Below are 12,953 nucleotides of genomic sequence, written 5' to 3'. Positions count from 1 at the left end.
GGGTTAGGAGGATACCGATGCGCTGACGGTTCCCTCCAAGAGCGGGTAAAAACGCCGACGGCCGGGGCCTGTCCTAGGCGTCCCGTTTCCTGAGCGTGACGTAACCGCCGACGAGCGCCGCGACCACCCACAGGACCATGATCCCCAGCCCGCCCCAGGGGCCGTAGGGGGTGTCGTCGTCGACCGCGGTCACCACCTGCATGATCTTGCTCCCGGCCTGGTCGGGCAGGTACTGGCCGACCTCCTTCGTCGCGGAGACGTTGCCGAGGATGTTGGAGATCAGGAAGAAGAACGGCATCAGGATGCCCAGTGACAGCATCGGCGAGCGCAGCATCGCGGCGACGCCCATCGAGAACATCGCGATGAGGGTCATGTAGAGCCCGCCGCCGATCACGGCCCGCAGCACCCCCGGGTCGCCGAGGTCCGCCTTCAGGTCGCCGAGCATGGCCTGCCCGAGGAAGAAGGCGGCGAAGCTGGTGGCCATGCCGACGGCCAGGGCGAGCAGCGTGGCGACGGCGATCTTGCTGAACAGGAAGGTGCCCCGCTGCGGTACGGCGGCCAGCGAGGTGCGGATCATGCCGGTGCTGTACTCGTTCGAGACGACCAGCACCCCGAACACGATCATCGCCAGCTGACCGAGGCTCATGCCCGCGAAGCTGATGAACGTCGGGTCGAAGGAGAGCCGGCGGGCCTCGTCCATGTTCTCGAACTCGTTCTTCGACAGCGCCGAGATCAGCATGCCGAGCGCGATGGTGACGACCACGGCGAGGGACAGCGTCCACACCGTGGACGCGACGGAGCGGATCTTCGTCCACTCGGACCGGATGACCTGGGTCGCCGCCATGTCAGCCCTTCCTCCAGTCGTTGCCCCACTGCCGCTGGGCCGCCGGGTCGGTGTGCGCGTGGTACTCCACCGACTCCGCCGTCAGCCTCATGAACGCCTCCTCAAGGGAGGCCTGCTGGGTGCTCAGCTCGTGCAGCACGATCTGGTGCTGCGCGGCCAGCTCCCCGATCCGCTCCGGCTTGCCCCCGTCCACTTCGAACGCCCCGCTGCCGGTCTCCACCACCGTGACCCCGGCCCCGTGCAGCACATCGAGCAGCCGCTCGCGCTGCGGGGTGCGAATCCGGACATAACTGCGCGAGTTCTGCGCGATGAAGTCCGCCATCGACATGTCCGCGAGCAGCCGTCCCTGGCCGATGACGACGAGGTGATCGGCCGTCAGCGCCATCTCGCTCATCAGATGGGACGAGACGAAGACCGTACGGCCCTGCGCGGCCAGCGTCTTCATCAGGTTGCGGATCCAGTGGATGCCCTCGGGATCGAGCCCGTTGACCGGCTCGTCGAACATCAGGATCCGCGGATCGCCCAGCAGCGCGCCAGCGATGCCGAGCCGCTGGCCCATGCCGAGGGAGAACCCCTTGGCCTTCTTCTTCGCGACCGCCGTGAGCCCCACGGTGTCGAGGACCTCGTGCACGCGCTGCTTGGGGATGCCGTTGGCCTGGGCGAGGCACAGCAGGTGGTTGAAGGCGCTGCGCCCGCCGTGCCAGGCCTTCGCCTCCAGCAGGGCGCCGATGTACTTCATCGGGTCCTTGAGCTGGTCGTAGTGCTTGCCGTCGATCCGGACGTCCCCGGCGGTGGGGTGGTCCAGGCCCAGGATCATGCGCATGGTGGTCGACTTGCCGGCGCCGTTGGGACCGAGGAACCCCGTGACGACGCCCGGTCTGACGGTGAACGTCAGGTGGTTCACCGCCACCTTCTCGCCGTACCGCTTGGTCAGCCCCGCCAGCTCGATCATGCGGCAACGCTAAAACGGCACAGAGCCCTCTGCCACCTGAGTGGCAGAGGGCTCCGCAGGTGTTCAGCAGCTGTACGCCGGGTGGTTACCGGGACTGCTGCGCGGGCACCCCGCGGGAGATCGGCTCGTCCTCGGTCGGCGAACCGGCCGCGGCCACCGCGGCGCCGGTGAGCGTGGCGAGCATCTCGCGCACGTTCGTCAGCTGGGCGTTGATGGAGTCGCGGCGGTTGGTCAGGGCGGCCAGCTCGCGCTCGGACTCCGAACGGATGCGGTCGGCCTTGGCGTTGGCGTCGGCCACGATGTCCTCGGCCTGACGCTGGGCCGTCTCCACCGTCTGGCGGGCGCGGCGCTCGGCGTCGGTGCGCAGCTTCTCGGCCTCCAGGCGCAGCTGCTCGGCGCGGTGCTCGATCTCGGCGAGGCGCTTCTCGGCCTTGGCCTGACGGGACGCCAGGTCGCGCTCGGACTGCTCGCGGCGCTTGGCGAGGTTCGTCTCGAAGTCGGCGGCGGCCTGCGCGGCCTTGGCGCGGGTCTCCTCGAAGAGTGCGTCCGCCTCCTCGCGCTTGGACTGCGCGTCCTTCTGCGCCTCGGAGCGCAGCTGGGAGGCGTCGCTCTTGGCCTTCTCGACGATCCGGACGCCCTCGTCCTCGGCCTTGGCCTTGCGCTCCGCCGCGAACGCCTCGGCGTCGTTGCGCACCTGCTGGGCCGCCGACTCGGCGAGCTCGCGGTGCTGCTCGGCCGCGCGTCGGGCCTCCTCGCGCAGGTCCTTGGCCTCTTCCTCGGCGAGGCGGAGGATCTTCTCGACACGCGCGCCGAGACCCGCGTACGACGGCTCGGCGTCGCTGACGGCGGCCTGGGCGTTCTGCGTTTCGAGGTGGAGCTCCTCGATGCGCTTTTCCAGAGCGGTGATGCGGGCGAGAGCGCTGTCACGGTCGGAGACGAGCTTGGAGATACGTTCGTCCACCTGAGCGCGGTCGTACCCACGCCGCACAAGCTCGAAGCCGTAGGGGGAAGTGTCGCTCATGGGGTTCCTGTCGAATGAGACCGGTGAGGTGATAGGTGGAATCCTAGGGGCCGAAGCGGTGTGTCATCGAGCGGATGCGTGTTTGATCTGGAGAATGACACCCCTTTTGAGTGGCTCACCGCAGGACTGCTTGCCAACGACCACGCCAAAGACTTGGTCAAAGGCCCCAGAACACACCGAAATCCGGCGCCCGCGCTAGCTCTCCGACGATTTGCCACCCGATCGAGGAGCGCCGACCGTCGCGCCGGCCTTGACCGTGTTGTCCTTGGCGGCTGACGGGGCCTCAAAGGACTCCAGCGCCTCCAGGACGTCCTGCACGCGGGAGATCTCGGCGTTGATGTCCTCGCGGCGGCGCACCAGGACCTCCAGTTCGCGCTTGCCCTCCTCGACCGTGCGCCTGGCCTCCCGGACCGCCTCGGCCTTGAGCTCCTCGGCCTCCTTGATGAGCGCCGCCTTCTTCTGCTCGGCCTCCTTCAGCAGACCCTCGGCCTTCTTCACGGCGGCGATACGCACCTTGCCGGCCTCGGAGTTCGCCTCCGACACCAGCTCCTTGGCCTTCGCCTGCGCCTTGGCCAGCTGCTCCTCGGCGGCCTTGATGAGCGCGTCGCAGCGGTCGCCGGTCGACTTCATGGTCTCGGCGGCCTCACGGCGGGCCCGCTCGTGCAGCTCCTCGATCTCCGCGGTGATCCGGGCCCGCAGTTCCTCCGCCCGCTCCCGGATCGCGGTCGCGTCCCGGCGCGCGCCGACGAGGAGCTCGTCGGCGTCCGTACGGGCCTTCTCCACCAGCGCGTTGCCCTCGACCGTCGCCTCGGACACCAGCCGGTCGGCCTCCTTGCGGGCCGCGCCCACCATGGTGTCGGCCTGCGCCTCGGCGTCCGCGGTCGTCTTCAGCGCCTGCTGCTGCGCCTCGCTGAGCAGCTTGTCGGCCTCGGCGGTGGTCTCCGTGATGAGCTTGTCGACCTGCTCGGCCGCCTCGGAACGCCGCTTGTTGGCGTCCTTGCGGGCCTCGTCCAGCGTCCGCTCGGCCTCCTCGCGCGCGGCCGTGGTGACCCGGTCCGCCTCCCGGGCGGCCTGAGCCTTGACCCGCTCGGCCTCGGTGCGGATCCGCTCGGCGTGCTGCTGCGCCGACCCGACCGTCTCGGCGGCCTCGGCCCGCAGCCGCTCCGCCTCGCCGCTCGCGTCCCCGACCAGCTTCTCGGCCTTGGCGAGTGCCTCGGTGCGCACCCGTTCGGCCTCGGCGGTGGTCTCCGACTGCAGCCGCTCGGCCTCGCTGCGCGCCTCGGTGATGAGGGTGTCCGCCTGCCTCGCCGCGTCCGAGCGGATCCGGTTGGCGTCCTCCCGGGCGTCCGCACGTGTGCGTGCCGCCGCCTGGTCGGCCTCGGCGATGGCGTCCGACGCCTCGGTGCGCACCCGCTGGGCGTGCTCGGCGGCGTCGGCGCGCAGCCGCTCGGCCTCGGCGATCGCCTCCGCCATGGTGCGCTCCGCCAGCGCCTTGGCGGCCTGGGACTCCTCGCTGGCCTCCCGCCGGACGCGGCCCGCGTCCTCGGCGGCCCGCTCCCGCTCGGCGTAGGCGTCGGCGCGGACCCGGTCCGCCTCCTCCTGCGCCTCACGCCGCGTGCGGTCCGCCGCGTGCTCGGCGGCGTTGCGCAGCCCGGCGATCTCGTCCTGCGCCTGCTCGTGCAGCCCGGCGACCGAGTCCCGTACCTGCTGGGCGTGCTGCTCGGCCGCCGACACCATCTCGGTGGCGCGCCGGTCGGCCTCCTCCACCAGACGCACGGCCTCGGCCTGTGCGTCCTCCACGCGCTTGCGCGCGGACGCCAGCAGCTCCTCGCTCTGCTCCCGGGCCCGCTCGCGCTCCTGGTCGGCCTCGTGGCGGGCCGCGCCGAGGAGTTCCTCGGCCTCGCGGCGGCGCCGGGCGGCCTCCTCCTGCGCGGCGGCCAGCGTCTCGGACGCCTCCTGCGCCAGCCGCTCGGCGGCGGCCTGCGCCTCGGCCCGTACCCGGTCGGCGGTGTCCTGCGCCTCCGACTTCAGCCGCTCGGCCTCCGCCGCGGCCTCCGACCGCAGGCGTACGGCGATGGCCTCGCCCTCCGCCCGGGAGGCGGACGCGTCGGACGCGGCCTCGGTGCGCAGCCGGTCGGCCTCCGCCTCGGCCTGCGCCTGGAGCGTACGGATCCGCTCGGCGGACTCCGCGCGCAGCCGCTCGGTCTCCTCGGCGGCCTCGCGGCGGATGCGGGCGGCCTCCTCGCGGGCGTCGGCCAGCGCCTGCTCGGCGGCGGCGAGCCGGGCCTCCGCCTCCGTGTGCAGCCGCGTCAGCTCCTCGGCGGCCTCCGCCCGGCGGGCCTCCATGGCCCGCTCGGTCTCCTCGCGCAGTTCCCGCGCGGCCCGCTCGGCGTCGGCGCGGATGCCCTCGGACTGCTCCAGGACCTCCGCGCGGTGCCGCTCGGCCTCCTTGCGGGTGCGCTCCAGCGTGTCCTCGGCCTGCCGGCGCAGCGTGGTCGCCCGCTCGATGGCCTCGGTGCGGACCTTCTCGCTGTCGGTGGTCGCACTCTGGCGCAGCTCGTCGGCGTTGGCCTTGGCCTTGGCGAGCAGCTCTTCGGCGGTCTTGGCGGCCTCCTCGATCTGCGCCACGGCCTGCTTGCGGGCCTCCGCGCGGATCTTCTCGCCCTCGGCGACCGCGTCCGCGCGCAGCTGCTCGGCCTCGCCGCGCAGCCGTCGTGCCTCCTCCTGGAGTTCGACGGTCTTGGCGCGGTACTCCTTGGTGTCGTCCTTGGCCGCGCCCTTGAGCTGCTCGGCGATGTCGTGCGCCTCGGCGCGCAGCCGGTCCGCCTCGGCCTCCGCCTCACGGCGGATCCGCTCGGCCTCCTCGGTGGCCGCCTTGGTGGTCTTCTTGGCGTCCTCCGACGCCTTGTTCAGCACGTCCTCGGCGGTCCTGGCCGCCTTGGACAGCTGACTCGCGGTCTCCTCGGCGGTGATCGTACGGGCCTTCTCGGCGGCCTCCGCGACGATCTTCTCGGCCTCGGCGCGGGCGTCCGCGACGACCTGCTCGGCCTCCGCCTTGGTGGCCTCGGCCTCCTTCGTGGCCTCGCTGACCAGGCGGGCGACCTGCTCCTTGGCGGTCCGCGTGCGGGTCTCGTTGGCCGCCTCGGCGCCGGCGAGGGTCTTGGTCGCGGCCTCCTTGGCCTCGGTGACCAGCTTCTCCGCCTCGGACTGCGCCTTGCGCAGGGCCTCCTCGGCCGCGGCCATCCGCGCTTCCGCCGCCCGGCTCAGCTCGGCGGCCTGGCGGCGGGCGGCGTCGGACTCGGAGACGGTGGACGAACGCAGCTGCTCGGCGTGCTCGGTGGCCTCCTGGGCCTGGGTGGAGGCGGCGTTCAGCAACCGCTCGGCGTCCGTGCGGGCCCGGCGCAGCAACTGCTCGGCCTCGGCGCGGGCGGCCTCGGCCTCGCTCTGCAGCCGCTGCCGGGCCTCGGTGGTCAGCCGCTCGGCCTCCGCGCGCGCGGCCGCCATGGCCTGCTCCGCCTCGGCCCGCGACTCCTCCAGCAGACGGCGGGCCTGCTGCTCGGTGCGGGCGCGCAGCTGTTCGGCCCAGGCCACGTTCTCGTTGACGTGCGACTCGACGGTCTGCCGGCGCTCGGCGAGCTCCTGGTCGAGCTGCTGGCGGCGGGCCACGGCCTCGGCGTGCAGCTCGGCCTGCAGGCGGGCCGCCTGCTCGGCGTGCTCCTGGAGGATCCGCTGGGTCTGCGCCCGGGCCTGGCTCAGCTCGCGCTCGGCGTCGGCCCGGATCTGGTCCGCCTGCATCTGGGCGTTGCGCAGCAACTGCTCGGCCTGATAGCCGATGTCGGCGCTGTCATAGGCAGGCCGGGTCATGAGCGTGCGCCGCGCCTCGTGCAGCTTGGCGCGCAGCACCTCGACCTGGTAGCCGAGGTCCTCGGCGTGCTGGATGGCCTTTTCCCGCTCGGTCCTCAGCCGCTTCATCTCGGCTTCGAACCGAGTGAGGTGGTCGACGTCAGCCGCCGGCTCTCGCTCCTGGCTCTCGTAGCCCCGCACTGCGCGGTCCCATCCGTCCCCTGGTCGCAAGTCTCTCCAAACGAGCTCCGTCCATCCGCCGAACGGGGCCCCCGGGGAATGGTGTCAGATCAACGACGGAGCTTGGGCTGCTGCCCCGACGCTCGTCCCCCGAAACCCGGACCCCGGCATGCGATCGCCCTAGGCTGAGCGGCGACCGCACCCAACCCTACCGGCCCATATGTACGAGCATCAGTGCTCAGGTGACTCAACAGGCGCCGAAGTGACCAGTTCTGTCAGTACGCCATGACAGTCCTTGGGGTGCAGGAAGGTGATCCGTGACCCCATGGAGCCGCGCCGGGGCTCCTCGTACAGCACGCGCACGCCCTTGTCCCTGATCGCGGCCGCCTCCCCGTCGACGTCCGCCGTGCCGAAGGCGATGTGGTGGACGCCCTCCCCGTTCTTGGCGAGCCACTTCGCGACGGTGGAGTCCTCGCGAATGGGTTCGAGCAGCTGCAGGTACGAGGACCCGCCGTCGGACGTATCGTTGATCTTGAGCATGGCCTCGCGCACGCCCTGCTCCTCGTTGACCTCGGTGTGGAACACCTCGAAGCCGTAGGTGGCCTTGTAGAACTCGACGGTCGCGTCGAGGTCGTGGCAAGCGATCCCGATGTGGTCGATTCGCGTCAGCATGGATTCAGTGCAGCGCCTGGGAGGTGGTTACGCAACGTGCGCGCGATCACACCGACAGCCCGATGACGGGGTGGAGTACCGGTCAGTACATTCGAAGTAAACCCTCGTTCACTCCTCGGCCAGTGCAGGCCGGAAGGGGATCGCAGCTCATGTCTTCTGCAACGAACGGCTCGACATCCGTCATCGTCGCGGGCGCCCGTACCCCGATGGGACGGCTGCTCGGCTCGCTGAAGTCCTTCTCCGGAGCCGACCTCGGCGGCTTCGCGATCAAGGCCGCCCTCGACCGTGCGGGGATCGGCGGCGACCAGGTGCAGTACGTGATCATGGGCCAGGTGCTCCAGGCCGGGGCGGGCCAGATCCCGGCGCGCCAGGCCGCGGTCAAGGCCGGTATCCCGATGAGCGTCCCGGCGCTCACCATCAACAAGGTGTGCCTCTCCGGCCTCGACGCGATCGCGCTGGCCGACCAGCTGATCCGTGCGGGTGAGTTCGACGTGATCGTGGCGGGCGGCCAGGAGTCCATGACGAACGCCCCCCACCTGCTGCCGAAGTCCCGCGAGGGCTTCAAGTACGGCGCGGTCCAGATGCTCGACGCGATGGCCTACGACGGCCTGACCGACTCCTTCGAGAACATCGCCATGGGGGAGTCGACGGAGAAGCACAACACCCGCCTCGGCATCGCCCGCCCGGAGCAGGACGAGATCGCCGCCCTGTCCCACCAGCGCGCCGCCGCCGCCCAGAAGAACGGCGTCTTCGAGGCCGAGATCACCCCCGTGGAGATCCCGCAGCGCAAGGGCGAGCCGGTCGTCTTCAGCAAGGACGAGGGCATCCGCGGTGACACCACGGTCGAGTCGCTGGCCAAGCTGCGCCCGGCGTTCGCCAAGGACGGCACGATCACCGCGGGCTCGTCCTCGCAGATCTCGGACGGCGCGGCCGCCGTCGTGGTGATGAGCAAGGCCAAGGCCGAGGAGCTCGGCCTGGAGTGGATCGCCGAGATCGGCGCGCACGGCAATGTCGCGGGCCCCGACAACTCCCTGCAGTCCCAGCCGTCCAACGCCGTCCGGCAGGCCCTGAAGAAGGAGGGCCTGGAGGTCTCGGACCTCGACCTGATCGAGATCAACGAGGCGTTCGCCGCTGTGGCCGTGCAGTCAATGAAGGACCTCGGGGTGTCCACCGAAAAGGTGAATGTCAACGGCGGGGCCATCGCCCTGGGTCACCCGATCGGGATGTCCGGCGCCCGTCTCGTCCTCCACCTGGCGCTGGAGCTGAAGCGGCGCGGCGGCGGGGTCGGCGCGGCGGCGCTGTGCGGTGGCGGCGGCCAGGGTGACGCCCTGATCGTTCGGGTACCGAAGTCCTGAGCAGGCGTCGGTCTGTTACGTCGGTGATCTGAACGGAGCTGTGATGCAGGACGTCTCCACGCTGGTGGCCCAGGCGAGGGAGGGCCGCCCGCGTGCCGTGGCCCGGCTGATCTCCCTGGTCGAGGGGGCGTCCCCGCAGCTCAGGGAGGTCATGCGGACGCTCGCGCCGTTGACGGGCGGGGCGTATGTCGTGGGGTTGACGGGCTCTCCGGGCGTCGGCAAGTCCACGTCGACGTCGGCGCTGGTGACGGCGTACCGCAAACAGGGCAAACGGGTCGGCGTCCTGGCGGTCGACCCGTCGTCCCCCTTCTCCGGCGGAGCCCTGCTGGGCGACCGGGTCCGTATGTCGGAGCACGCCTCCGACCCCGGCGTCTACATCCGCTCCATGGCCACCCGGGGCCACCTCGGCGGCCTCGCCTGGGCCGCCCCGCAGGCGATCCGCGTCCTGGACGCGGCCGGCTGTGACGTGATCCTGGTCGAGACGGTGGGCGTCGGCCAGTCGGAGGTGGAGATCGCCTCGCAGGCCGACACCTCGGTGGTCCTGCTGGCCCCCGGCATGGGCGACGGCATCCAGGCGGCCAAGGCCGGAATCCTGGAGATCGGCGACGTCTACGTCGTCAACAAGGCCGACCGCGACGGCGCCGACGCCACGGCCCGCGAACTGAACCACATGCTCGGCCTCGGCGAATCCCGCGCCCCCGGCGACTGGCGCCCACCGATCGTCAAGACGGTAGCGGCCCGCGGCGAGGGCATCGACGAGGTCCTGGAGGCGCTGGAGAAGCACCGCGCCTGGATGGAGGAACGGGGCGTCCTGACGGAACGCCGCCTGGCCCGGGCCTCCCGCGAGGTCGAGACCATCGCGGTGACGACCCTGCGCGAACGCATCGCCGACCTCCACGGCGACCGCCGCCTGAGCGCGCTGGCGGAGCGGATAGTCGCCGGGGAGCTGGACCCTTATCGGGCGGCCGATGAACTCGTATCGGGCGTGACGGAATCAACCAGCCCGTCCGGCGTTTGAGGACGAGGCCCGTTCAGGGCCGAAGCGGGGGCCTCCTGGGGGCGGCAGCCCCCAGGAGGCCCCCGCCCCCGCACACGGTCAGTCGTCGCCGCGGTCGTCACCCTGGTCGTCCCGGTCGTGCCGGTCGTCCCGGCTGTCCTTGCCGGCCCGGTCGTCCCGGGCCTCGTTGTCACGGTCCCCAGCGACCTGCCCCGACCTCAGGTCGACGTTCCAGTCACCCCCCTTGCCGTCCGTGCCCCGGGTCTCCACGTCCCACGACCGAACCCGATCGTCGTCATCCAGGTCGACCGAGGTCACGAACCCCTTTGCGGACGCGGCGTTCGCGGCCTCCGCCGCCGTCACCTCCGCGCCCTTCAGCGCCGCCCGGTCGTCCCGGTCGTCGTCATCGTCCCGGTCGGTCTCCGTACCGAGCACCTTCCCCGACGCCGGGTCCACGTGCACCGTGTACGAGGTCGTGCCCTGGCCGAGCACCTCGACCTCCCAGCCCCGCCGGTCGTCGCCGTCGTCACGGTCGTCGTCACCGTCCAGGTCCGCCGACACCGCGGTCCCCGGCCGCGCCTTCAGCGCCGCCTCGATGGCCTCCGCGGCCGTCACCTTCACGCCGCGCTCGCCAGTGCCGTCGTCGTCCCGGTCATCGGCACCGTCGTCGTCCCGCTGACCGGCGTTCACCGCGTCGGCGGACGCCGACGCCGACGACGTACCCGACGCTTCGCCGCCGGCCCCCGCGAACGCCAGCGTCGTACCACCGCCGATCACGGCGGTCGCGACCACGGCGGCGATGACGATGTTGCGCTTCATGGGTTCCTCCCCGAGTCGGCTTGTCGCTTCGACGTCCACCACGCTGCCGTCCGCCGCCTGAAGCCACGCTGAAGCCACCTGAAGATCGCTTCAGGTTCCGTTTGCGACCCTTGGGGCATGCGGCTGCTGATCGTGGAGGACGAGAAACGCCTCGCGCTGTCCCTGGCCAAGGGCCTGACGGCGGAGGGCTACGCCGTGGACGTCGTCCACGACGGCCTGGAGGGCCTGCACCGGGCGACCGAGTCGCCGTACGACCTGATCGTCCTCGACATCATGCTCCCCGGCATGAACGGCTACCGCGTCTGCTCCACCCTGCGCGCCGCCGGCAATGACGTACCGATCCTGATGCTCACCGCCAAGGACGGCGAGTACGACGAGGCGGAGGGCCTGGACACGGGCGCCGACGACTATCTGACCAAGCCGTTCTCGTACGTCGTCCTGGTCGCCCGCGTCAGGGCCCTGCTGCGCCGCCGCGGCCAGCACGGCGCCTCGCCGATCCTCACGGTCGGCCCCCTCCGCGTCGACACCGCCGCCCGCAGGGTCACCCGGGACGGCGACGAGATCGCCCTGACCGCCAAGGAGTTCGCCGTACTGGAGCAGCTCATGGTGCGGGCGGGGGAGGTGGTGTCCAAGGCGGAGATCCTGGAGCACGTCTGGGACTTCGCGTACGAGGGCGATCCGAACATCGTCGAGGTGTACGTCAGCGCGCTGCGCCGCAAGCTGGGCGCGGCGCTGATCCGGACCGTGCGCGGCGCCGGGTACCGGCTGGAGGCGCCGAGATGAGACGCCTGTTCGGTTCCGTGCGTGCGCGGGCCACGCTCGGCGCCACCCTCGTCGTCGCCGTGGCGCTGGTCGCCGCGGGGGCCGCCGTACTGATCTCCCTGTACTCCAACCTGACCGAGCAGGCCGGTACCGAGGCGGAACGCTCGGCGCGCACCGTCGCGGCCGACCTGGCCGGTGGCAAGCGGTACGACCAGCTGTCCCTGGACGACGACGACCGACCCGTCCAGGTCGTCGACGAGGACGGCAGGCTGGTCGCGGCCAGCGAGGGCCTGGAGCGGATCAGCGGCACGGGCACGGACGCCGTGCGGCCCGAGAAGCGGACGCCGCCCGCCCGCGAGCCGGGCGCCGTCTCGGGCGACGACGACGCAGACGACTCCGACCACTCCGACGACTCCGACGACTCCGGCGGATCCGACGACTCCGACGACTCCGACGACGACTCCTCCGGAGCCACCGCCCTCCAGCCGGGCGAGATCGCCGAGAACGCGTCCCTCACGGACGGCTCCGCGACGATCGACGGCGAGGAGGCGGACTACCGCTTCGCCGCGGTGGCGGTGGAGGTCCCGGGCCAGGGCACGTTCACCGTGTACGCGGGCGGCCCGCTGGCCGCCGAGCAGAACGCCGTGAGCACCGCGCAGACCGTCATGCTGATCGGCTTCCCGCTGCTGCTCGGCGTCGTCGCCGGAGTGACCTGGCTGGTCACCGGGCGCGCGCTGCACCCGGTCGAGGGCATCCGGCGCGAGATGGCGGAGATCACCGCCTCCGAGGACCTCTCCCGACGGGTCCCCCAACCGGACACCCACGACGAGGTCGCCCGCCTGGCCCGCACCACCAACGAGACGCTGGCCGCCCTGGAGACCTCGGTGGAACGCCAGCGGCGTTTCGTCGCCGACGCCTCGCACGAGCTGCGCAGCCCCATCGCGTCCTTGCGCACCCAGCTGGAGGTGGCCGCCGCGCACCCGGAGCTGCTGGACCTGGACGGCGCGGTCGAGGACACCGTACGACTGCAAAGGCTCGCCGCCGATCTGCTGCTGCTCGCTCGGCTGGACGCGGGGGAGCGGCCCACCGACACACGGGTCGACCTGGCCGAGCTGGCGCGCGAGCAGGCCGCGGGCCGCACGGGTGTGTCGGTCGGGGCGGACTCCCTCGAAGTGGCCGGATCACGCGGCCAACTGGGGCGGGTGCTGGCCAATCTGCTCGACAACGCCCAGCGGCACGCCCGCTCGGCGGTCACCGTGGCCGTACGCCGGGACGGCGACCGGGCGGTCGTCCAGGTCGCGGACGACGGGGACGGCGTACCCGAGGCGGACCGGGAGCGGATCTTCGAGCGGTTCGTACGGCTGGACGCGGCCCGCAGCCGGGACGAGGGCGGCGCCGGGCTGGGCCTCGCCATCGCCCGCGACGTGGCCGCCCGCCACGGCGGCACCCTCACGGTCCATGACGCGCCGGCAGGCGGAGCCCTGTTCGAACTCCGCCTGCCGCTCGCC

10 protein-coding genes are annotated in these 12,953 nt (G+C 71.9%); 4 read left to right on the top strand and 6 right to left on the bottom strand.

Going from position 1 to position 12,953, the window contains the following annotated elements:
* Positions 1-73: 73 nt before the first annotated feature.
* From KWI83_RS33935 to mce, 5 genes are all read right to left on the bottom strand, one after another.
* Positions 74-844 (bottom strand): ABC transporter permease, encoded by a 771-nt coding sequence (locus KWI83_RS33935; protein ID WP_218518233.1) that lies wholly within the window; start codon positions 842-844, stop codon positions 74-76.
* A 1-nt stretch (position 845) separates the two neighbouring features.
* A complete protein-coding gene (locus KWI83_RS33930) occupies positions 846-1,796 on the bottom strand; it encodes an ABC transporter ATP-binding protein (protein WP_218518232.1) in 951 nt (316 codons plus the stop codon).
* An 85-nt stretch (positions 1,797-1,881) separates the two neighbouring features.
* Entirely contained in the window at positions 1,882-2,817 is a 936-nt protein-coding gene (locus KWI83_RS33925) for a cellulose-binding protein (protein WP_218518231.1), read from the bottom strand.
* A 195-nt stretch (positions 2,818-3,012) separates the two neighbouring features.
* Entirely contained in the window at positions 3,013-6,861 is a 3,849-nt protein-coding gene (gene scy / locus KWI83_RS33920; protein WP_218518230.1) for a polarized growth protein Scy, read from the bottom strand.
* A 210-nt stretch (positions 6,862-7,071) separates the two neighbouring features.
* Positions 7,072-7,512, bottom strand: a complete 441-nt coding sequence (gene mce, locus KWI83_RS33915) for a methylmalonyl-CoA epimerase (protein ID WP_218518229.1) — start codon at positions 7,510-7,512, stop codon at positions 7,072-7,074.
* Positions 7,513-7,661: 149 nt separating this feature from the next.
* Between mce and KWI83_RS33910 the strand changes: the two genes are divergently transcribed.
* Entirely contained in the window at positions 7,662-8,867 is a 1,206-nt protein-coding gene (locus KWI83_RS33910) for an acetyl-CoA C-acetyltransferase (RefSeq protein WP_218518228.1), read from the top strand.
* Between the two features lie 43 nt (positions 8,868-8,910).
* On the top strand, positions 8,911-9,885 hold the full coding sequence (gene meaB / locus KWI83_RS33905) for a methylmalonyl Co-A mutase-associated GTPase MeaB (RefSeq protein ID WP_218518227.1): 975 nt from the start codon (positions 8,911-8,913) through the stop codon (positions 9,883-9,885).
* A gap of 78 nt (positions 9,886-9,963) precedes the next feature.
* Here the strand turns inward: meaB and KWI83_RS33900 are convergent, their stop codons facing one another.
* On the bottom strand, positions 9,964-10,683 hold the full coding sequence (locus KWI83_RS33900; RefSeq protein ID WP_218518226.1) for a PepSY domain-containing protein: 720 nt from the start codon (positions 10,681-10,683) through the stop codon (positions 9,964-9,966).
* A 117-nt stretch (positions 10,684-10,800) separates the two neighbouring features.
* Between KWI83_RS33900 and KWI83_RS33895 the strand changes: the two genes are divergently transcribed.
* Together KWI83_RS33895 and KWI83_RS33890 are read left to right on the top strand one after the other, a co-directional pair.
* Positions 10,801-11,466, top strand: a complete 666-nt coding sequence (locus KWI83_RS33895) for a response regulator transcription factor (RefSeq protein ID WP_218518225.1) — start codon at positions 10,801-10,803, stop codon at positions 11,464-11,466.
* Positions 11,463-12,953, top strand: a 1,491-nt coding sequence (locus KWI83_RS33890; protein WP_218518224.1) for a cell wall metabolism sensor histidine kinase WalK, incomplete at its 3' end; no start/stop codon positions are given. The genes KWI83_RS33895 and KWI83_RS33890, both read left to right, overlap by 4 nt.

The sequence above is a fragment of the Streptomyces sp. TRM70350 genome (assembly GCF_019219825.1).
GTDB lineage: Bacteria > Actinomycetota > Actinomycetes > Streptomycetales > Streptomycetaceae > Streptomyces.
Note: the sequence above shows the minus strand (reverse complement) of the source record. Positions and strands in the feature narration are given on the sequence as shown.